Source organism: Halorubellus litoreus (assembly GCF_037081675.1).
In the GTDB taxonomy this organism is placed as follows: Archaea; Halobacteriota; Halobacteria; order Halobacteriales; family Natrialbaceae; genus Halorubellus; species Halorubellus litoreus.
Map to the genome: position 1 here is coordinate 1,199,289 of NZ_JAZAQL010000001.1, position 21,392 is coordinate 1,220,680.

A 21,392-nucleotide genomic window follows, 5' to 3' on the forward strand; every position below is an offset into this window, starting at 1 on the left:
GGTCTTTTGTGCTTTAGGCCAGCCTAAATCCGAGCATGGGACTCGATAGACGCAAGCTCCTCCGCTCGCTCGGCGCGACAGCCGGCGCGGCGGCGCTCGCAGGCTGCAGTAGCACGTCCGACGACGCGACGAGCACCGACGCCGAGAGCACCGGCGAACCGACCGACGGCGAGAGCACCGAGAGCGACGAGGACGAGGAGTCCAGTGCGGCCGCCGACGTCTCCGCGGAGGTCGCCGTCGCCGCGGAGTGGTCCGCGATGCGCTCGCGGCTCGACGACGCCCGCGCGCTCGTCACCGCCGGCGACTTCGACGCCGCCGCGAGCGTCAGCGCCGAGGTCTTCGCGAACTTCGAGCAAGCGAACGGCGAGTACGGCGCCCACGAGATGCTCGAAGCGACCTCGAAGGAGGACTACGAGGGCTTCGAGAGCGCGCTCGGCACGTTCAAGACGAAGGCCGAGGAGGGAGACCCCGACGGCGCGAAGGACGCCCACGAGACCGCCGTGAATCACCTCTACGAGGCTCAGGAGGAACTCGTCGGCGGGACGACGACGCACGCGATGGACCTCCAGCGGCTCGGCGCTCGCGTCGCGAACGCGCGCTACCTCGCCGCCATGGACAAGTACGCGGCCGCCGCGACCGTCGCCGCCGACACGAAGGCCGCGTTCGAGGGCTCGGGCGCCTACGAGGACGTCGAGATCGCCGCGCCCGAGGCCTACGAGGCGTTCGAGGCCGCCATCGAGACGACCCAGGACGCGACCGGGTCGGGCGACGCCGAGCAGATCGCGACGGCGTCCACGGACGCGCTCGCCGCCGCCATCGAGGGATCGTACGCGATGGCGGGGCACGCGGAGAACGCGGGCGCCGGCCAGCTCGCGACGATGCAGGCGCGCGGGTTCGACGCGGCGACGCTCGCCGGCATGGGCGGCCCGTCGACCGCGTTCGCGCACGCCGCGGCGCTGAACGCCTACCGGCACGCCGCGTTCGACGCGCACTGGCTCGCCGCACGCGGCGAGACCGACGCCGCCGCGACGCTCGCGGGCGACATCTACGCGGACTTCGAGGGCGCTCGCGCCCACGAAGCGCTCGAAGAGGCCGACGCGGCGGCGTACGAGGGCTTCGAGGGTGGCCTGGAGTCACTGAAGGCCGCCATCGAGGACGGTGATTCCGACGGCGTCGACGACGCGGTCGCGTCCGTCGAGTCGAACCTCCGCGCGGGCATCGGCGCGCTCGCCGGCGGCACGGGCGCGGCGGTCCTCCAGGCGTCGTTCCTCCGGACGCGCCTCGAGGACGCGCTCGCGCTCTACGCGTCCGGCCAGAACAACACGGCCGCGAGCGTCGTCGAGTCCGTCTTCGGGCGGTTCGAAGCGGACGAACTCGGGTTCCACGAGGCGTTCGAGTCCTGGGACGCGGAGACCTACGAGACGTTCGAGAGCCACCTCGAATCCCTCCAGGGAGCGATGTCGAACACGAACGACTCGGGCGTCGAGACGCACGCTTCCGGCGCGATGGACGCGCTGTTCGCGTTCGAGGCCGGCGCCGGTTCGACGGCGCAGGTCAGCGCCGCCGCGTCGGGGTACATGGCCGCTCGCGCGTTCGACGCCGCGAACCTCGCGGCGCTCGGGAAGCGCTCGCGCGCCGCGACCGCCGTCCAGGAGGCGTTCGAGTTCTTCGAGGGCGGCGCCGGCGGGTTCCACGAGGCCCTCGAGAGTGCCGACGAGGAGCTCTACGAGACCTTCGAGACGACGCTCGGTGGCGTGACGACCGCCGCGGAGGACGACAGCGACGTGTACGCGGCCGCCGTCGAGTACCACGCGACGGCCGTCGAGGGCGCGTACGCGGTCGTCGAGAACGCCGGCGGGTCCTTCGGTGGCGCCGCGAACGCCATCGCGAGCGACGCGTTCGCCGCGTTCGAGAACGCCGAAGTCCACGAGCTCCTGGAGGACGGCGACGAGGGCGCGTACGAGACGTTCGAGGCGAAACTGAACGCGCTCGTCGAGGCGACGAGCGACGGGAGCGGCGGCGGCAGCGCGGCGTCGGCGTACGCGACCGCGACGACGCGCGCACAGTTCGCGGTCGTCGGCGCCGTCGAGGACGCACCCGTCGACGCGTCCGGCAGCGGCGAGAGCGAGGAGGGGACCGAGCTCGAGGGCGGCCCGAACGTCGTCTCCGGCGTTCCCGAGGACGCGGACCACGTCGTCGACATGAAGGCGGTCGCGTTCGACCCCGTCGAGTTGACCGTCAGCAAGGGCGACAAAGTCGCGTTCGAGCACGTCGGCGGCGAACCGCATAGCGTCACCGCGAAGGCCGACGGCATCCCGAGCGACGCCGAGTACTGGGCGTCGGGCGGCTTCGCGTCCCAGGAGAAGGCCGAGACCGGGTGGGAGAACGGGACGGGCGCGGTCGCGTCCGGCCAGTCGTACCTCCACACGTTCGAGACGACCGGCACGCACGAGTACTACTGCATCCCGCACGCCGCCGCCGGGATGGAAGCGACGATCGTCGTCGAGGAGTAGCGACGACGCGACGACGGCCCCTGGTAGTCACGGCCGCGCCGCGGGCACTCTGGGCCTCTCGGCCCCTGTCATCCCACGTTCCGAACACGCCGATAGCCACGGCGCTCGTCCGTCGGTTCAAGTACGAGAACGCGGCGAGCGTCGACGTCCTCGAACGAGACGTCTCGCCGTCGCCGAGACGGGAGCGCGGTCCACGCGGCGAGAAAACTGCCCGCACGAACGTACGGCCGCCGTCTGGCGGCCGTTCCTCGCGGGTGCTAGCGGGCCGGGGCCGCCTGCTCGCCACTCGAACCAGCGACAGCGATGCCGCGGTCGTTACCCGTCGAAGTCGCCGATGCTCGTCCGCTCGGTGTCGCCGACGAGTTCGTCGAAGTCCGTGCCCTCCGCGAGCGCCGTCTCTTTCTTCACCCTGTAGCTGCCCTTGTCCGTCGTGTAGAGGTCGCCGGGGTGGAAGAAGTACCAGTCCTCGCGGTCGAACCGCACCGCGATACGGGGTTTCGCGCCGAAGTTCCGCGCGAAGTACACGAGCGCCTCCACTTCCTCACCTTCGAGATAGATGGGACGCCCGGACGACGACTTCGCCTCGATGGCGTAGAAGTCGTCGCCGTTTCCCGCGAGGACGTCCGGGAGCTCGCGGTCCGTCGCCGCTCCCGACGCCGGCGCGCGCATCACCGCGAACCCGGCCTCGTCCAGCGCGTTCACGAGCTCGCGCTCCCGACGATTCCCCTTCCGACTCGCGCTCATACGAAGGAGTCACTCACCGACCGGTATAAACCACCGGATGGCGCGGTGGAAGTGGAATCGAGCGGAACACCAGCCACCAGCCCACCTGAAGCGACACCGTCCAAACAACTGGTTTCGCTCGGCTCCAGCAGTCGCCCTGGAGACACGGCGTCTCTCAGTGACCTGGTCGTCTCAGTCACCTCGTTTCGACGGAGAGACCGGCCCGCGAGGACAACGAGCGAACGACGGATACGTGAGGACGGTCTGGTTCCAGTATGCAACGGCTGGATGCGCTCTTGCGACCCTTCGAACGATATGCGGACGCCCTCTCCGCGAAGCGTCACGGTATCGTCGCCACCGTGTCGTTCTGTCTCTTCGTGGGTGTGATCGCGCTGGGGTTCGTGCCGGTGACTCGCCGGATCGAGACGTCCGGCTACTCGACTTCGGACTTGCAGGCTGCGACGACCCGCGCGGAAGTGGACGCGATACTGCAGGCGTTCCAGCCGGTCATGGAATCGGTGATGCTGCTCTCCGTCCTCGATTACGTCTTCATCGTCGCCGGGTTCCTCCTGTTCTTCTCGCTTCATTCGGTCTCCCTGCAGACGCTTGCAGGCCACGACAGACTCATTCAGGTACCGAAGATAGGGATGGGGCTGACGGTCGTCTCGCGCCTCCTCGATTCGCTGGAGAACCTCTGGGTCGTCCTCATCTACACGAACCCCGACGAGTACGCGACCGTCCTGATCGGTCTCATGAACACCTCGGAAGCGCTGAAGTGGATGGTCGTCAGTGTCGAGTATCCGATGCTCGCCGTCGCCATCGCGCTTGCACTGCTGACTCGATTCACCTCGCTGTTCGACAGTCGCTCGGAGAACCCACAGTAGGCAGGACCGACGGCCTCGACCGAGAAACAGTCTCAGGAGCGGCGTCGAATCGAGGGAGCGAGCCGGTCGAACCTGTCAGCGATAACTCTTGAGACCCTTATCACTCGACGCGGCCTATTCCCCGCCAATGACGAACACGGAGTCTGATGGCTACACGCCGATGGAGTACGACGCGGACAGCGAGAACGACGAGACGTACCAGCGGTGTCTGGCGTATCTGCTCGCACACGCACCGATCGACCCCGACGATACGGTGGTGGACGTCGGTACCGGCACCGGTATCGTCGCGCTCGAACTCGCGTCGAAGTGCGACCACGTCGTCGGACGAGACATCTACGACGAGTGGCTCCAGTACGCACGAGAGAAGGCCGAACAGCACGGCATCGAGAACGTCTCGTTCGACCACGGGTCGTTCCGCGAGCCCAACGTCGACGACCCCGTCGACGTCGTCGTCGCAAGCTACGCGCTGTACATGGCCTACGACGAGGGCGGCGAGGAGGAACTACGCGCCGCCATCGACGGACTCGCCTCGCTGGACTCGCGGTGCGTCGTCGTCGCCGACAAGATGCGTTTCGGACCAGCGCAGTCCCCCAGCGACTACGAGACGCTCCCACCGATGGGCACCGTCGCCAACCTCCTCGCGGATGCAGGATTCACGCTCACCGACGTCGAGATCGTCTCCGACGCCGTCGGCGTCCTCATCGCCACCCGATAACACCAGCCGACTTCAAGCAGAAACCACCCACGAGAGCCAGTTCGTTCACCGCATCACCCGAAACGGCCGCCTCGCGGCGCCCGTATGCTCGTGCGGTCAGTTCATCCCACAGCGCTGGAAACGGCCGCCTGGCGGCGGCCGTATGCTCGTGCGGTCAGTTACGTCCCGTGCTGCCAACTCCCCATGTACTCTTCCTGGGTGTCGGTCAGCGAGTCGAAGTCGACGCCTTCGGCCTCCAATTTTATCTCGGCGACTTCCTTGTCGAGGTCGTCGGGGACGTCGTGGACGCCGGCGTCGTACGCGTCGGGGTTGTCGACGAGTTCGCGGACGCAGACGGCCTGGATACCGAAGGATTGGTCCATGACTTCGACGGGGTGCCCGAGCGCGATGGGGGCGGCGAGGTTCACGAGGCGGCCTTCGGCGAGGACGTTCAGGCGGCGGCCGTCGTCCATCTCGTACGCTTCGACGCCGTCGCGGGCCTCGTACTGGTCGACGGCCATGTCGGAGAGCGCGTCGAGGTCGACCTCGATGTCGAAGTGACCGGCGTTCGCGAGCAGCACGCCGTCTTTCATCTGCTCGAAGTGCTCGGCGGTGACGACGTCGCGGTTGCCGGTGACGGTGAGGAATACGTCACCGATCTCGGCGGCCTCGCTCATCGGCATCACGTCGTAGCCCTCCATGTGGGCTTCGAGCGCGCGGCGGGGCTCGACCTCGGTGACGATGACATCGGCGTTCTGCCCGCTTGCCTTCTTCGCGACGCCGCGGCCGCAGTCGCCGTAGCCCGCGACGACGACGTTCTTCCCCGCCCAGGAGAGGTTCGTCGTCATCGCGATGCTCGCGAGCGAGGACTCGCCGGTGCCGTGGACGTTGTCGAACAGTCGCTTCATCGGCGTGTCGTTGACGGCGAAGACGGGGTAGTCGAGCGCGCCGTCGTCGTCCATCGCACGGAGACGGTGGACGCCGGTCGTCGTCTCCTCGGCACCGCCGATGATGGAGTCGATGAGTTCGGGGTAGTCCTCGTGGATGGCGGCGACCATGTCCATCCCGTCGTCGACCGTGATGGTCGGCTCGATGTCGATGACGGCCTCGATGGCGGCGTAGTACTCGTCGTCGTCGACGCCCCGTTTCGCGTAGCTCGTGATGTTCTCGTGGGCGTCGAGCGCCGCGCTCACGTCGTCGTGCGTCGACAGCGGGTTGCAGCCAGTGATGGCCACCTCCGCGCCGCCGTCGGCGAGCAACTCGACGAGGTTCGCGGTCTTCGCCTCGACGTGCATCGCCATGCCGATGCGCTGGTCCGCGAACGGCTGGTCGGCTTCGAAGTCCTCGCGCAGTGCGTTCAGGATGGGCATGTGCTGGCGTGCCCAGTCCATCTTCCGACGGCCCTCCTCGCGGGCGGCATCGGGGTCGTCGAGTTGCGCGGTGATCGACGGATAGTCTGTCATGCGAGATACCAGCGGGAGCGACGCAAAAACCCTACCGAAGCCGGATTCGTTCGCGGCGGCGGGTCAGTCGACGCGGCGCGACGACGTCCGAAGGGGTCAGTCCGCGGGCTGCGGGCTGGTGCCGGGCTCGAACTTGGCCTTGTACTGGCGGGAGACGTACCAGATGGCGGCGCCGCCGATGACGGCGGGAAGCAACCAGATCACGGGCAGGGGGACGCCCGGGAGCTCGCGCGCGTTCGTCGCGACGACCGCGGTGACGGTCGCGATGTACGCGCCACCCATGCGGTTGAGGTGCTCGAAGAACCACGTCCGTGGGTCGAGGTCGGTGGCGCGGAACTGCCGGACGTCGCCCACGGTCGTGGTGAGCGCGATACCGCCGAAGACGAGCATGACGAGACCGAACTGGTTCCCGGAGGTGAGGAACCACGCTCCCATGGCGAGGAGGCCGACGCCGGACGCACCGAAGAGGCCGGTGGCCACCCAGTCGACGGTGCCGGGGGTGTCGATGGTGCGTTTCCGGGAGAGGACGCGATAGCCGGAGAACGCGAAGTAGAAGCTGAACACGGCGACGAACCCGAGGAATATCCGGAGGAGGGACTGTTCGAACGCGAGCAGTTCGAGTGCGGTGACCGGTACGACCGCCATCGCGTACACGTACGTGCGGCCGAGGCGTCGATGCCGCGGGCCGCCTTTCTTCGTGACGATCGCACCGGCGCCGGTCGCGTACAGCGTCGACGACCCACGACGAGAGTATCGGGGCTAGACAGTTAGGTGGGGTGTCTTTGCGGTCCGGTCTACGCATGATACGATATGGACATCAGCGACGACCTCCAGCGACGGATCGGCGTCTTCGTCCTCCTCGCGCTCGGGGTCGTCGTCACGGTCGCGCAACTGTACGACGTGTACGCCGACATCGTCTGGGACGGCGCGTCGGTTCTCATCTCCCTCGTCGAGTTCACCTTCCCCGGACTCCTCCTCGTCGCATTCGGCGTCGTCGTCACCTGGTTGTACTTGAACGACTGGGACGGCGAGCACGTCCTCCGGGTGGCGACGTGGAGTCTCGTCGTGAGCGCTGGCGTGCTCGCGCTCCAGGCGTGGGTGCTCGGCATCCAGTTGTTCTACCACACCGGCACGGACTTCGGCGTGATCGCGTCGAGCAACGCCGCGGTCGGCCTCGTCCTCGGGTCGTTCATCGGGATCTACAGCGTGATGCGGTCGCAGGACCGACGCGAGCTCGAGCGGAGCGAGGAACGGTACCGGTCGATGACGGAGGACGTCCTCGACAGCAGTAACGTCGGTATCATCATCTTGAACGACGACAACGACGTCGTCTGGGTGAACGAAGTGATCGAGGACTACTTCAGCGTCGAACGGTCGGCCGTCATCGGTCGCGACAAGCGCGACGTCCTCCAGGAGAACGCGACCGCGGTCGCGGACTCCGATCGGTTCCAGCGACTCGTCGAAGAGACGTACGGGTCGGACGTCTACGAGAAGCACTTCGAGTTCCACATCCTCCCCGGTCCCGACCGCGAAGAACGATGGATCGAGCATCGGAGTCAACAGATCGAGTCCGGGCTCTACGAGGGCGGACGCATCGAGCACTATACCGACATCACGGAACAGAAGGAGACGACGGCGCGACTCGAGGGCCGCGAGCGCGTCCTCCGCGAACTCCACGACATCCTCCTGGACCGGTCCGCGAGCGTTGACGAACGCATCGCGGCGCTCCTCGAGGTCGGCCGCGAGCAACTCGGCATGGAGTTCGCGCTCCTGGCGCGCGCCGACGGCGAGGACTTCCACGTCCGGGCGGCGAGTCCACCCGAGTGGCCGTTCGTTGAGGGCGAGACGTACCCGCTCTCGGACACGGTGTGTCGACGCGTCGTCGAAACCGAGGAGAGTCAACGGTTCGCGCACCTCTCCACGGAGGCGCCTGAACTCACGGACTCTCTCTCTCACGCGGACGTCGACATGGAATCGTACGTCGGGATGCCCGTGCACGTCGACGGCGAGCTGTACGGGACGCTCGCGTTCTACGGGCCGGAGCCCGGGGAGCCCGTCGACGACTGGGAGATGACGGTCATGGAGTTGATGGGGAACTGGGTCGGGAACGAACTGGAGTTAGTGCGTCAGCGCGACGAGCGCGAACAGGCCCTGCGGGAGACCAGAGAGCAGTTCTCGTCGCTCGTCGGTGACGTCGAGGAGTACGCGATCTTCCGGTTGGACGTCGACGGGCACGTGGCGTCCTGGAATCGTGGGGCGCGCCAGATCAAGGGCTACGAGCCCGACGAGGTCCTCGGCGAGCACGTGGAGACGTTCTACCCGGAGTCGGCGCGCGACGCGGGGCAGGCGGCCAGGTTGCTGTCGGAGGCGCGCGAGCACGGGCGGACGGAGACGGAGGGGTGGCGCGTCCGGAAGGACGGGTCGCGGTTCTGGGCGAACGTCTCCATCACGGCGCTCCGGGACGCGGACGGCGACCTCCGCGGGTTCCTGAAGGTGACGCGGGACATGACCGAGCGCCGGGAGCGCGAGCAGCAGTTGGAGCACGAGCGCGAGCGCTTGGAGTTCATGAACCGCATCATCCGGCACAATCTCCTGAACGGGATGAACGTCGTGGATGCGCGCGCTGGCCTCCTCTCCGGGCACGTCGACCCGGAGGTCGCGGAGCACCTGGAGACGGTGCAGTCGCGCGTCCGGGACATGGTGGACCTCATCGAGACGATGCGGTCGTTCATGCAGGTGTTGACGGAGGAGGACGGCGAGCGCACGGAGCCGGTCGACCTGGACGCGGTCCTGTCGGCGGAGGTGGAGAAGGCGCGGAAGGCGTACGACGATGCGACGGTCGCGTACGACCCGGCGCAGGACGTGCGCGTCGTCGGGAACGACCTGCTGCCGGAGGTGTTCGAGAACTTGCTGTCGAACGCGGTCCAGCACAACGATTCGGCGTCGCCGACGGTCGAGGTGTCGGTGCACGTCGAGGGCGACGAGGCGGTGGTGGCGGTCGCGGACGACGGGCCGGGCGTCGACGAGGCGATGCAGGACGCGATCTTCGAGAAGGGCGAGAAGGGGTTCGATTCGCCGGGGACGGGGTTCGGGTTGTACCTCGTTCGCGAGCTCGTGGCGTCCTACGACGGCGGTATCGACGTCGAGAATCGCCCGGAGGGTGGCGCGGAGTTCACCGTCCGGCTTCCGCTCGCGGCCGGCGCCGCCGAGGGCGGCGAAGAGTCAGAGCTCGTGTCGGACTGACGACCGCACCAGCATACGGCCGCCGTCAGGCGGCCGTTTCCCCGTCGGCTTCCCGGGTGCTCTGACGACTGCACCAGCATACGGCCGCCGTCAGGCGGCCGTTTCCTGTGTGGGGAGCCGTCGCTGTCGGGGTTCCTGTGAGCCGCTGCAGGCGACGCGTCGCTGCCGGGTCGTTGGAGCGTGTGCGCGACGCGGGGGGAGTGCGTCGCGAGAGGGGAGAAGCGGCGTCGCAAGGGGGAGCGGCGACGCCGCGGGGGTGCGGGGACCGCGTGGCGGCGTGAGGGGGTCGGTTGGGCCTGTGTGTTGCGTGCGGTGTCAGTAATCGAACGGCGTCGTCACGGCGACTGCGGCGTGCGCCGCGAAGTCCGCTGCGACGGTGGTCGTGGCGGTGACTTGCTTCGGGCCGTTCCCGTTCCCGCCGCCGTTCCCGTTCCCGCCGCCGTTACCGGGTGCGCCGCCGTCGGTCTCGTTCCCGGTCGGTGCACCGCCCGGCGTTCCGTTCGGCGGGCCGCCGCTGGAGCCGTTCCCTGCGCTCGCGCCGGGCGTGCCCTCGGGCGGGCCGCCGGCGGACGCGTTCGTCTCGTTCGCGGCGCTAGCGCCGGGGGTCCCGTTCGGCGGACCGGCGTGAGCGGGCGCGTTCCCGGGGTTGTTCGCGACGACGTACGACGCGATGACGCGACCGGGCGCCGTCGTGTTCGTGTCGTTCGTCGCGTTCGCGATGACGCGCTGGAGGCCGGCGACGAACTCCTGCATCGCCGCCTCGGAGCTCGTCTCGTTCCCGTCCATCACGTCCTCGGTCTCGTTCCCGTCCGTCGCGTTTTCGTCCGTCTCGTTCTCGTCGAGGTCGGACTCGTTCTCGTCGAGGTCGGACTCGTTCTCGTCGAGGTCGGAGTCATTGTCGTCGGTCGTCTCGTTGTCGGGGCTGATCGCGAAGTCGGCGTCGTCGTCGATGGCGGTGGTCGCTGTCGTGTCTGCGGGTGCGGCGGCGCCGACCATCGGGCCGACGGCGGCGACCAGCATCACGAGCACGCCGAACAACGCGGTCTTTCTGGAGTCTGGCATCACCTGGTAACAACGTGGATACCTGCATAAACCGGGCACCTCGTTCGTTCCGTTCACCACCTCCACGAGACGCCCTCAGAGAAAGTTAGGGCGTTCACGAACGACTCTCGTCGTTTAATTCCGGTCTCCAGGAGAGACGGGGTCGATGGTGACGGGGTGCGCGCTCGTGGCGAGCACGTCAGCGAGCGAACGTTTCATTGCCTTCGCACGAGGAGGTGGTGTATGCGAAAGGGGAGTGGTCGGGGGGCGTCGTCACCGATGGGGTCGCTGCTGATGGTCGCGTTGACGCTCGTGGTGGTCGGCGCGACGAACGCGACCGTTCCCGCTCGCGTCGGTGCTTAGCCGCGGTCGCGGAGCACCGGGAGCGTCCGACGTCAGGCGCGGTCGACGAGCGCCTGCGCGTGTTCGCTGGCGCGCTCGCGGACGCTCGCGGCGTCGAGCGTGGTGAGTTCGCGGTCGCGCATGAGCACCTGGCCGTCGCAGACCGTGTGGCGGACGTCGCTGCCGGTTGCGGCGTACGCGAGGTGACTGACGAGGTCGTGCTGGGGGGTGAGGTGCGCGGCGTCGAGGTCGAGGACGGCGAGGTCGGCGTTCGCGCCCGCCTCGATGCGTCCCGAGTCGATACTGAGGACGTCGGCGCCGCCCTGGGTCGCCATCTCGACGACGGCGTCCGCGGGCACGGCGCTCGCGTCGTCGGCGGCGAGCTTCCCGAGCATCGCGGCGTCGCGCATCTCGTCGAAGACGTCGAGGTCGTTGTTCGACGCGGCGCCGTCGGTGCCGAGCGCGACCGTCACGCCCGCCTCGCGCATGTCTTGGACGGGCGCCATGCCGCTCGCGAGCTTCATGTTCGACGCCGGGCAGTGCACGACGCCAGCGCCGGTTTCGGCGAGGAGGTCGTGCTCGCTCGCGTCGGTGTGGACGCCGTGCGCGAGGAAGTCCTCGGGTTCGAGGAGGCCCTGTTCTCGCGCCCAGGCGAGCGGGCGCTCGTCGTGCTCGTCGAGGATGGGGTCGACCTCGTCGGTCGTCTCGTTCGCGTGGAAGTGCACGGGGACGCCCGCCTCGCGGGCTTCGGCGGTGTACTCGCGGAGGACGTCGGGGTCGACCGTGGTGAGGGAGTGCGGCATGAACGCGGTCGACACGCGGCCGTCCGCGGCACCGTCGAACCGCTCGGCGGCCCGGATGGACTCGCTCGCGTCCTCGCGCGCCGCGTCGTCGTCCTTCCCGACGGTGACGACGCCGTGGCCGACGCGAGCGCGGAGACCCGCTCGCTCGACCGCGTCGACGACCGCGTCCACCTCGAAGTACATGTCCGCGAACGCCGTCGTCCCGCTTCGAATCATCTCCACGGCGGCGAGTTCGGTGCCCGCGCGGACGTCCTCACTCGTCAGCGCCGCCTCCACGGGCCAGATGTCCTCCTGGAGCCACGCGTCCAGGGGCTTGTCGTCCGCGATCCCGCGCAGGAGCGTCATCGCGGCGTGCGTGTGCGCGTTCACGAGCCCCGGCAGCACGAGACAGCCGTCAGCGTCGAGCGTCTCGTCGCCGTCCAGGTCCTCGTCGACCGCCAGAATCGTTCCCTCGTCCCGGTCGACCAACACGTCGGCTCGCACGACGTCGTGGTCCGGGAGCAGGACGCGCCCGCCGGACACGCAGAGCGTACTCATGCCACTCGCTTTTGCACCCCGAGGCATGTGCGTTCCCATCCTGACTGCGACCACGCCGGGGTTTACGTTTCATGTAAACCCCGCGTCGCGGTTCGGGCCGCCTCAGTCACCGGCTGGCGCGCGCTGGCGTCGCGGGGCGAGCGACGGCGAGCCTCGCGACGCCGACATCGTGCGAGGGACGGCGACCGAACGCAGTGAGGGCGCCGTCGGCTGGGGAGGGCGTGGCTGCGGTGCGGTCCGGGCGCGCCGACGCACCACCGTCGCTCCCACCCCAACGCAAACCACGACAACGCAAACCACGACAACGCAAACCACGCCACCGCGCGACTGCCGCGAGGGAAAGCGTATTCCCCACGCCACCGCAAGCAGACGCATGCGCATCGCGGTACCCAACAAGGGCCGGATTCACGACCCCTCGATCTCGCTCCTCGAACGCGCGGGCCTCCCCGTGGTGGACGGCGCCGACCGCAAACTCTACGCGGACACCGTCGACCCCGACGTCTCCGTGCTGTTCGCACGAGCGGCCGACATCCCCGAGTACGTCGCCGACGGCGCCGCAGACCTCGGCATCACCGGACTCGACCAGGCCGAAGAAGCCGGGCACGACAACGTCGAAGCGCTACTCGACCTCGAGTTCGGCGAGTGCCGGCTCGTGCTCGCCGCACCCGAGGACGGCGACGTCGAGACCCCCTACGACCTCGAAGGGAAGACGGTCGCGACCGAGTTCCCGCGACTCACCCGCGAGTACTTCGACGAACGCAACATCGACGCGGAGGTCGTCGAGGTCACGGGCGCAACCGAACTGACGCCGCACGTCGACATGGCGGACGCCATCGTCGACATCACGAGCACGGGGACGACGCTCCAGGTGAACCGCCTCGCGATAATCGACGAGGTCCTCTCCTCGAGCGTCCAGTTGTTCGCGCGCAGCGACGTCGTCGACGACGAGAAGACCGAGCAGGTCCGCACCGCGCTCGCGAGCGTCCTCGCCGCCGACGGCAAACGCTACCTGATGATGAACGCCGACCGCGAGAACCTCGACGCCATCCGCGACGTCATCCCCGGCATGGGGGGCCCGACCGTGATGGACGTCGCCGGCGACGACAAGGTCGCCGTGCACGTCGTCGTCGACGACGCGGACGTCTTCGAGACCATCAATCGCGTGAAGCAAGCGGGCGCGAGCGACATCCTCGTCACCGAGATCGAACGCCTCGTCGAGTAACCCGAGCGAACGCCTCGTCGAGTAACCCGAGCGAACGCCTCGTCGAGTAACCCGAGCGAACGACGTCGCCCGACGTCGTCCCGTCGCTCGACCGCGCGCCACCACCGAGTCCTCAGAACTGCTTCTCGAGGAGGCCGGCGGTGACGAGCTGGACGACACCGAGCGCGACCAACAGGCCACCGACGACCATCCCCGAGAGCGTGAACGCGTCGCTGAGCGCGATCCCGACCGCGGCGACACCGGGCGCGAACCACACCGCGCGCACCACGGGCTCGCTCGACAGCACGACCGCGACCGCGAGCGCGAGCGACCCACCGACGAGGCCCGCGTACAGCGACGGCGACGATTCCACACCCAGCACCGCGAACGCGACGACGAGGAGCCCACCGACGAGGAGGAACACGCCACCGCGCGCGAACTTCGCGCGGTCGTCAGCGTCCATCTCGACCTCTGACGTACTCATGGCGCGACCTACGGCCGGTACCGTACAAAAAGCCCGGCGTTCCGGGTGAACGGGTGACTGCGTTCCGGGCGAGCGCGCGACCGCGCGCCGGGCGAGGCGCGCTCAGACGGGTGCGGTCTGGAGGAGCGCGACGAGGTTGAATATCGTGATGCCGGCGATGACGGCGACCGTGTAGTGCGCGACCGCGACGAGCGCCGTCGACTTCCAGGAGAGCCGGTAGACCGCGGAGATCGCGAACGCGTCCAGGCCGAGCGTCACCGCGATGACGATCGCTGGCTCGTAGCGCTGGAGGAGCATCGACGCGACCGCGAGAATCACGCCGACGACCACGGCGCGTTTCAGTGGCGCGTCACCGAGCACGTACCGCGCGGCGACGAACAACGTCAGCGAGTAGAATACCGCGGCGACGAGGAACGTACCGACGAACGCGACCGGGCTACCGGCGACCGGGTCGAGTTGCGCGGGCGAGAGCACCATCACTCGACGTGAGGGGCCGACGGGTTTTCAGTCCAGCCCTTCCGGAGTCGGCGGGTGGAGGCGACGCCAGCGGTCGCGGCGGCGAGCCGCGCTCACCGGAGCTGGTCTATCTCGTTGCGAACCGTTTCGGGGTCGGTGATGCTGCGGAACGTCACGGACGTCGACGGCGACCGCATCGTGACGGTGCCGGCGTCGACGAGCCGTTCGATGCGGGAGTCGGTGCGGTTGACGCCACCGACGGCGTCGATGTCGACGTCGGACCGGTCGACGCTGAACATCCGGTACTCGCGGATGGCGCGCTCGGTCGTCACGTAGTACGTCGTCAGGCTGTTCCGGTAGTAGGTCGCGCCGCCGCTGACGAGGAGTGCGAGCGCCACCAGGCCGGTGACCGTCGGGTAGACGTACGGCGTCCGCGTGAAGTACAGCAGGTAGCCGGTCGCGACGAACCCGAGGACGCCCAGGGCCATGGTCGCTATCGCGGGCGTCTGCACGGGGTTGTACTGGAGGACTTCCTCCTCGCCGTCGCGGTACGTCGGTCGTTCGGGTGCGAGCTGGTTCGCGCGCACGCCGACCGCGAACACGAGCAAGCCGACGAGCAGGAGGGGCGTGCCGAGGCCCGGCGGGAGTGGCGTCTGGTCGAACTGGACGCCCAACCCGAGCGCGGCGAGCAACGCAGCGATGAGGCCACCGACGGCCGCCGGGCGACCGCGCGCCATCAGTCGTCACCTCCGCGGAGTTGCGCGATGGTGCCGAGCGTCCCGACGAGCCCGATGAGGAGACTCAGCGTCGTCGTCGACACCGACTCCTCCAGGGACTTCGCGTCCTCGCCGTTCGAGAAGAACCCGCGCGTCGGGCCGTCGTCCGCCGAACTCGTCCGCGTCGCGTCGCGCTCGCCGTCCATCGACGTCGACGTGCCCTGGTCGTCCGTCGACCCGGACGTCGACGTGCTCGAGTCGACCGAGGACGACCGCGTCCCGTCGGCGCCATCGGACTGTTCGTCGTCGCCCGCGGCGGTCGTCGCCGTCGTCGTCCCCTCGCGCTCGTTCGCGGAGAGGTCGTACCCGAGGAAGGCCGCACCGACGTGGTTCCGCTCGCCGAGCGCGAGGACGTCGCCGTCGACGGCCGGGCGCGTCATCCACGTCCGCGACGTCGCGTCGCCGAGGTCGAGCGCGAACTCGACGACGCCCGTCTCGGCCGCGTACGCTCGAACGACCTGCGTCTCGTTCTCCTCGCCCGCCACGTACAGCGTGCCGTCCCGGAGCGTCGGCGTCCCGGCCTCGCCCGACCCGGTCCACGCCGTCGACCCGTCACCGGCCTGCAGCGCGAACACGCCGCCGTCCTGGAAGTCACAGAAGTAGACGTGCTCGCCGTCGGCGACCGCACCGGACAGACGCGTTCCGACCGACCGCTCCCACTCAATCTCGCCGGTTCGGACGTCGACGCTCGCGACCTGGCCTTCGTGTCCGGTCACGTACGCGCTCCCGTCCGCGACCGCGACGACGTTCTGCGTCCAGCGCGTGGACATCGACGCCGACCAGCGCTTCGCGCCGGCGTCGCGGCCGTACGCGAGCAGGCCGCCGTTGTTCTGGAGGAGGACGAGGTCGTCGGTGACCGCCGGGACCACGGGACCGATGCGGTCGAACGAGCGCGCCGACTGCTGCCAGCGGACCTCGCCGGACGTGGCGTCGACGACCGCGAGCGTCCCGGACGTCGAGGTGACGAAGAACGCGCCGTCCTCTCCGATGCTCCCGGAGACTGCGCCATCGAGGGCGCGCCGCCAGCGCGCGTCGCCGGACTGGGCGTCGAACGCTCGCAGGTCGCCGCTCTCCCCACCGAGGAGCACCGTCCCGGTCGCGGCGTCGCTGGCGGCGGCGACGGCGGCGCTCCCGAGATCGCTCGTCCACGCCTTCGTCCCGCTCGCGACGTCGACCGCGAACGCGGTGCCGTCGTCGGTGCCGACGACGGCGCGGTCGTCGAGGACGGTCGTCGCCATGCTCCCCTCGGGCACCTCGTACCGCCACGTGGGCGTCGGTTCGTCGCTAGCCGTCGACGCACCGACGGCGCCGCCGGCGATCGAGAGTCCGACGGCGCCGCCCGCTGCCGTCGCGAGCACCCGTCGACGAGTCAATCCAGACATGCCTTAGCGAACGAATAATCGCGCCTAGTAGAATAAAATTTTCAATCTTCCCCGTAGAAATATCTCGCCGGCGTCGGTCCTGCGTCGTCGACGGTCGTGGAGAAGTGGTGGAGTGGAGCCGCGTGGCCGTCGTCAGGAGTCGAGGAGGCCGAGGTCCTCGAGGCGCGAGACGATCTTGTCGACGGCGTGCCGGGCGTCGTCGGGCTTCTTCCCGCCGGTGATGACGAGCTTCCCGGAGCCGAACAGGAGCGCGACGACCTCGGGGTCGTCGAGCCGGTAGACGAGGCCGGGGAACTGCTCGGGCTCGTACTCGATGTTCTCCAGGCCGAGGCCGATCGCGATCGCGTTCAGGTTGAGGTTCCGCCCGAGGTCCGCGCTCGTGACGATGTTCTGCACGACGATCTCGGGGTCGTCCTGCACGTCGATCTTGAGGTCGCGGAGCTTGTCGAAGACGATGCGGAGGCTCTCGTGGACGTCGTCGGTGCTCTTGGCGCCCGTGCAGACGATCTTCCCGCTGCGGAAGATGAGTGCGGCGGACTTGGGTTCCTGCGTCCGGTAGACGAGACCGGGGAACTGCTCGGGGTCGTAGTCTGCGCCTTCGAGGTCCATGGCGACGGACTGGAGGTCGAGCTCCTGGCCGATGCCGGTGGAGGCAACGACGTTCTCGATGTTGATGGTGTCCTTGGGGTCGTCGTCGGTCATCGTTCGCTCTTAAAGTCGTATTTAAGGCTTATAAAGGTTGGTGCTGCGGTGAACGTGCCGCGACCGACCGACACCCCGGTTCTCGGCGAGTTCGCACGCACGAACCCGGTCTTAAGGGGTACTTGAGGCGGTGTTCGAACGCCTTTTGGGCGACGGCGAGGTACGGGCGGTCGTGTACCTGCTGGAACTCGGCGGCGAGGACGACGCGTTCGCGCGCCGCGAGGCGGCGACGGCAGCGACGGGCGTCGAACGCCTCGGCGTCGGCCTCGCGACCGCGGACGCGGTCGTCGCCGAACGCGTCCGCGGGCTGGCGTATACCCGGCGCGCGAGCGAGCTCGTCGGGACCGGCGACGCCTCGGTCGCGTCGGCGCGCGCGCTCCTCGACGCCGCACCGCTGGCGCGCGAGGGCTCGGTCGCGGTTCGCGCGCGGGACGTCCGCGGCGCCACGGGCGTGTCGACGAGCGACGCGGAGCGCGAACTCGGCGGGGTGCTCGTCGACCGCGGGTTCGACGTCGACCTCGACGACCCCGACAACGTCCTGCGCGTCGCGTTCGCGCCGGATGACGAGGCGCCGCGCGCCTCGGACAGTCGAGCGGGCGACGCCCGCGACGCCGTCGACGAGGCGGGCGACGGCGACACCGGCGCGGAGCGCGCGCCCGGCGACGCGGCGCGTGGCGACGGAGGCGTCTGCGCGGTCGGCTGGGAGACCGCGGCGTCGGTCCGTGACTTCGGCGACCGGAAGCCGACGGACCGCCCGTTCTTCCAGCCGGGGAGCATGGACCCGCTGCTGGCGCGCGCGATAGCGAACCTCGCCGGCGCGCGCCCCGGTGCGACCGTGCTCGACCCGATGTGCGGGACCGGTGGCGTGCTCGTCGAGGCGGGGCTCGTCGGCGCGGACGTCCTCGGCGTCGACGCGCAGTCGAAGATGGCGCGCGGGGCGCGCGAGAACCTCGCCGCGTTCCTCGACGGCGACCGTGCTCCTGCCGACACCGCGGACCGCCCGAACCCGGGCGACTGGGCGACGATGCGCGGCGACGCGACCCGGCTCGCGCTCCGCGACGACGCCGTCAGCGGCGTGGTGTTCGACGCGCCGTACGGCCGCCAGTCGAAGATCGAGACGCACGCGCTCGACGACCTCGTCGCGGGCGCACTCCGCGAGAGCCGTCGGGTCGCGGACCGCTGCGTGCTCGTCGCCGACCGCGACTGGCGCGACGCCGCCCGGGACGCCGGCTGGACGGTCGACGCGGCGTTCCAGCGGCGCGTGCACGCGAGCCTCGACCGGTACGTGCTCGTGCTCGACGACGACGACGGCGTCGACGCCCGCGCCGTCTGACCGCAGTTCCGGCGACGGTTTCTGGGCCGTGAGCTACGCGTACCGGCCGTAGCCCGCGGCGACGACCACGCCACCGAGGCTCGCGACGGCGAGCACGAGCACGCGGTAGCCCGCGTCGTCGAGGAAGACGTTCGACGCGACGAGCACCGCGATGCGGCCCTCGGGCGCGAGCGAGACGAACGGGACGGCGACGAGCCACGCGCCGAGCGCGAACGCCCACACGGTCTCGTACGCGAGGACGCCCGTCGTCGCGGCGACGACGCCCGCGAGCGCGCCGAGTGCGAGGACGGCGACGACGAACGCGGTCCGAGCGTCCGTCGCGACGGCGTCCGCGAGGAGCGCGACGACGAACACCGCGACGAGCGCGACGCCCGCGGCGACGCCGACGCGCTCGAAGCGACCCAGGTCGGTCATGCGACCCCCTGCGAGAGCGCGCAGAATAGGTCTTTTGTCGCTCGACGCGACCCGCGCGCGGATCACGATCACGCCACGCTGTCGCGCGCGGTCGCCTGCAGCTCGCGTTCCTCCTCCGAGTCGACGTCGAGCGCCGGCACGCCCGTCGGCTTCCCGTCCTCGTCGACGGCGACGAACGTGAAGCACGCCGCCGTGGTCTTCGCGGTCTCGCCCGTCAAGGGGTCCTCGCGGTGCGCGCGCAGGAAGACGCGGACGCTCGTCCGGCCCGCGTCGAACACGTACGCCTCGATGACGGCAGTGTCACCGACCGGGATCGGGCGTTCGAAGCTGAACTCGTCGACGGCCGCGGTCACGCACGGCGCGCCCGCGAACCGCATCGCGCTCATCGCCCCCACCTCGTCCATCCACTTCATCAGGTTCCCGCCGTGGACGGCGTCGTAGTTGTTCGCGTGGTTCGGCTGGACGCGCTGGCGGTTCTCGATGTACGTCTCGGCGAGCGTCGGCATACCTCGACCGTTCGCGCACCCACCGCAAAAACCCCGGGCGCGGCCGCGGCCCACCGTAAAAACCCCGGGCGCGGCCGCGGCCCACCGTAAAAACCCCGGGCGCGGCCACGACCAGCCGACGCAACCGCGCTCGCCCCGGTCGGACGCCTCGCGAGTCAGTCGTCGACGCGGTCGACGCCCCGGAACTCGAAGCGCGCGCCACCGTCGACGCTCTCGGCGAGATGGACGCGCCAACCGTGACCGTCGGCGACGCGTTCGACGATGGCGAGCCCGTACCCCGTCCCGTCGCCGGCCGTCGAGTACCCGGACTCGAACACCGCGTCGCGGTCGCTCTCGGGGATGCCCGGGCCGTCGTCCGCGACGAAGAACCCCGCGTCGTCGTCGATCACACCGACGGTGACGCGGACGCCGGGCGCGTCGGTCGCGCCGCCGTCCGAGCGCGTCCCGGTCGCGCCGTGCTCCATCGCGTTCCGGAACAGGTTCTCGAACGCCTGCAGGAGCCGCGACCGGTCCGCGAGCACCACCGCGTCGTCGGTCACGTCGAGCGTCCCGGCGTCGGTCTCGACGGACTGCCACGCGGACCGGGCGGCGGCGGCGAGTTCGACCGGCTCCGGGTCGACGGCGTCCCGGTCGTTGCGCGCGAGCGCGAGGACGTCCTCGACGAGGTCGTCCATCCGGTCGAGCGCGCGCCGGACCTCCTCGATGGCGTCCTCGTCGCCGGTCTCAGCGGCGAGCTCGGCGTACCCTTTCGCGACCCCGAGCGGGTTCCGGAGGTCGTGACTGACGACGTTCGCGAACTCGTCGAGTTGCTCGTTCCGGCGCTCCAGGAGGCGTTCGCGTTCGGTGCGCTCGGTGACGTCCCGGAGCACGAGCAGCGACCCGCGGCGGACGTCGTACGGCCCGAGCAGCGGCGAGACGTTCACGTCGTACACCGCAGTCTCGGTGACGTCGTCGGGCGCCGGTAGTTCGACGCTCTCCCCGGACTCGACGGCGGCCGCGACGCCCGGGAGGACCGCGGCGAGTTCCCGGTCGATGGGGTCGCCGTCGACGAGCGCCGCCGCGGTCGGGTTCGCGTCGACGACGCGGTCGTCGTCGTCGAGGACGAACACGGCGTCCGTCATCTCCGCGATGAGCGTGTTCGCCGCGAGCGGGCCGACCGTCAGGAAGTCGAGGCGGAGGAGCGCCCACCCGATGACGACGCCGTTCAGGGCGAACGCGAACGGCGTCGGGTCGAAGTACTGCCAGTTCCCGCTCCCGGCGAGGTTGAACGCGACCGCGACCGCGCCGGCGAGCGTCACCGTCGTTCCGAGGAGGACGGCGGTGGTCTGCTCGCGGTAGACGTTCCGCGCCGCGAACGCGTACCTCGCGAGGAGTACGACCCCGTAGAGGACGGCGCCGACGACGAACAGGAAGTGCAGCGTGAACGCGAGCGACGGCACCTGCGTGAGGACGGTCAGGCCGTCGACGGTCACGGCACGCACCTCCTCGGCGAACAGGAGCCCGTGCCACGGTTCGGTGGCGTACACGACGGTGTAGCCGACGACGTCGACGGCGAGCAGGAGCCTGAGCGGTCGTTCCAGGCGGTCGCGGTGTCCCGTGTAGTTCGCGACGAACAGCAGGAACAGCCACGCGGTCGCCGTCGCCGTCGTCGCGCGGAGGACGTCGAACGCGAACGCGAGAGGCGTGGTGGGGCTGAGGAGCACGAGCGCGTACGCGAGCCCCCACGTACCGCCCACGGCGACGTAGCTCGCGTACCCGCGGACCCGTGGCGCGTCGGCCTCGCGACGCCACGCGACGTAGCCGACGGCGTAACTCAGGGCTGCACCCATGAGCGTCGCGCCGAGCGCGAACCACGCGACTGGCGTCGTCGGGAGCACGAACGTACGCTGTCGCTA

Annotated in this window: 19 protein-coding genes; 6 read left to right on the top strand and 13 right to left on the bottom strand. The window is 69.6% G+C overall.

The window, feature by feature from the left end; translation table 11 throughout:
- The first annotated feature begins 35 nt into the window (after positions 1-35).
- Positions 36-2,513, top strand: coding sequence for a DUF5059 domain-containing protein (locus VYJ16_RS06040; RefSeq protein ID WP_336349397.1), 2,478 nt, complete (start codon positions 36-38; stop codon positions 2,511-2,513).
- Between the two features lie 315 nt (positions 2,514-2,828).
- On the opposite strand, the gene hjc is transcribed toward VYJ16_RS06040, so the two are convergent.
- Positions 2,829-3,257, bottom strand: a complete 429-nt coding sequence (gene hjc, locus VYJ16_RS06045) for a Holliday junction resolvase Hjc (protein WP_336349398.1) — start codon at positions 3,255-3,257, stop codon at positions 2,829-2,831.
- 254 nt (positions 3,258-3,511) lie between these two features.
- On the opposite strand from hjc, the gene VYJ16_RS06050 reads away from it, so the two are divergent.
- Together VYJ16_RS06050 and VYJ16_RS06055 are read left to right on the top strand one after the other, a co-directional pair.
- Complete coding sequence (locus tag VYJ16_RS06050; protein WP_336349399.1) at positions 3,512-4,120, top strand: hypothetical protein; 609 nt, start codon at positions 3,512-3,514, stop codon at positions 4,118-4,120.
- A 127-nt stretch (positions 4,121-4,247) separates the two neighbouring features.
- The gene (locus VYJ16_RS06055; RefSeq protein WP_336349400.1) at positions 4,248-4,835 is read left to right on the top strand and encodes a class I SAM-dependent methyltransferase; all 588 of its coding nucleotides are present in this window, start codon (positions 4,248-4,250) and stop codon (positions 4,833-4,835) included.
- Positions 4,836-4,993: 158 nt separating this feature from the next.
- Here the strand turns inward: VYJ16_RS06055 and VYJ16_RS06060 are convergent, their stop codons facing one another.
- Entirely contained in the window at positions 4,994-6,277 is a 1,284-nt protein-coding gene (locus VYJ16_RS06060) for an adenosylhomocysteinase (RefSeq protein ID WP_336349401.1), read from the bottom strand.
- A gap of 96 nt (positions 6,278-6,373) precedes the next feature.
- Complete coding sequence (locus VYJ16_RS06065) at positions 6,374-6,922, bottom strand: hypothetical protein (protein WP_336349402.1); 549 nt, start codon at positions 6,920-6,922, stop codon at positions 6,374-6,376.
- 165 nt (positions 6,923-7,087) lie between these two features.
- On the opposite strand from VYJ16_RS06065, the gene VYJ16_RS06070 reads away from it, so the two are divergent.
- Positions 7,088-9,520, top strand: coding sequence for a PAS domain S-box protein (locus VYJ16_RS06070; protein WP_336349403.1), 2,433 nt, complete (start codon positions 7,088-7,090; stop codon positions 9,518-9,520).
- Between the two features lie 315 nt (positions 9,521-9,835).
- On the opposite strand, the gene VYJ16_RS06075 is transcribed toward VYJ16_RS06070, so the two are convergent.
- Together VYJ16_RS06075 and VYJ16_RS06080 are read right to left on the bottom strand one after the other, a co-directional pair.
- On the bottom strand, positions 9,836-10,582 hold the full coding sequence (locus tag VYJ16_RS06075; RefSeq protein ID WP_336349404.1) for a hypothetical protein: 747 nt from the start codon (positions 10,580-10,582) through the stop codon (positions 9,836-9,838).
- Between the two features lie 374 nt (positions 10,583-10,956).
- Complete coding sequence (locus VYJ16_RS06080; RefSeq protein WP_336349405.1) at positions 10,957-12,243, bottom strand: amidohydrolase; 1,287 nt, start codon at positions 12,241-12,243, stop codon at positions 10,957-10,959.
- 373 nt (positions 12,244-12,616) lie between these two features.
- Here VYJ16_RS06080 and hisG point away from each other — a divergent pair, with 373 nt between their 5' ends.
- Entirely contained in the window at positions 12,617-13,465 is an 849-nt protein-coding gene (gene hisG / locus VYJ16_RS06085; RefSeq protein ID WP_336349406.1) for an ATP phosphoribosyltransferase, read from the top strand.
- 112 nt (positions 13,466-13,577) lie between these two features.
- Here hisG and VYJ16_RS06090 read toward each other — a convergent pair whose 3' ends face one another.
- The 5 genes from VYJ16_RS06090 to VYJ16_RS06110 form a co-directional block, all read right to left on the bottom strand.
- Positions 13,578-13,928: a hypothetical protein gene (locus VYJ16_RS06090; RefSeq protein WP_336349407.1), complete on the bottom strand. Its 351-nt coding sequence runs from the start codon at positions 13,926-13,928 to the stop codon at positions 13,578-13,580.
- A gap of 102 nt (positions 13,929-14,030) precedes the next feature.
- Entirely contained in the window at positions 14,031-14,405 is a 375-nt protein-coding gene (locus tag VYJ16_RS06095; protein WP_336349408.1) for a DUF7473 family protein, read from the bottom strand.
- Between the two features lie 92 nt (positions 14,406-14,497).
- Positions 14,498-15,121: a PH domain-containing protein gene (locus VYJ16_RS06100; protein ID WP_336349409.1), complete on the bottom strand. Its 624-nt coding sequence runs from the start codon at positions 15,119-15,121 to the stop codon at positions 14,498-14,500.
- The gene (locus VYJ16_RS06105; RefSeq protein WP_336349410.1) at positions 15,121-16,542 is read right to left on the bottom strand and encodes a PQQ-binding-like beta-propeller repeat protein; all 1,422 of its coding nucleotides are present in this window, start codon (positions 16,540-16,542) and stop codon (positions 15,121-15,123) included. Before VYJ16_RS06105 ends, VYJ16_RS06100 begins: the two co-directional genes overlap by 1 nt.
- A 132-nt stretch (positions 16,543-16,674) precedes the next feature.
- Entirely contained in the window at positions 16,675-17,244 is a 570-nt protein-coding gene (locus VYJ16_RS06110) for a TATA-box-binding protein (RefSeq protein WP_323674213.1), read from the bottom strand.
- Between the two features lie 172 nt (positions 17,245-17,416).
- Between VYJ16_RS06110 and VYJ16_RS06115 the strand changes: the two genes are divergently transcribed.
- Positions 17,417-18,577, top strand: coding sequence for a TIGR01177 family methyltransferase (locus VYJ16_RS06115; protein WP_336349411.1), 1,161 nt, complete (start codon positions 17,417-17,419; stop codon positions 18,575-18,577).
- Between the two features lie 33 nt (positions 18,578-18,610).
- Here VYJ16_RS06115 and VYJ16_RS06120 read toward each other — a convergent pair whose 3' ends face one another.
- The 3 genes from VYJ16_RS06120 to VYJ16_RS06130 all read right to left on the bottom strand — a co-directional run bounded on the left by VYJ16_RS06120 (position 18,611) and on the right by VYJ16_RS06130 (position 21,374).
- A complete protein-coding gene (locus VYJ16_RS06120) occupies positions 18,611-18,991 on the bottom strand; it encodes a hypothetical protein (protein ID WP_336349412.1) in 381 nt (126 codons plus the stop codon).
- 68 nt (positions 18,992-19,059) lie between these two features.
- Complete coding sequence (locus VYJ16_RS06125; protein WP_336349413.1) at positions 19,060-19,497, bottom strand: acyl-CoA thioesterase; 438 nt, start codon at positions 19,495-19,497, stop codon at positions 19,060-19,062.
- A gap of 155 nt (positions 19,498-19,652) precedes the next feature.
- On the bottom strand, positions 19,653-21,374 hold the full coding sequence (locus VYJ16_RS06130; RefSeq protein ID WP_336349414.1) for a sensor histidine kinase: 1,722 nt from the start codon (positions 21,372-21,374) through the stop codon (positions 19,653-19,655).
- Positions 21,375-21,392: the final 18 nt, after the last annotated feature.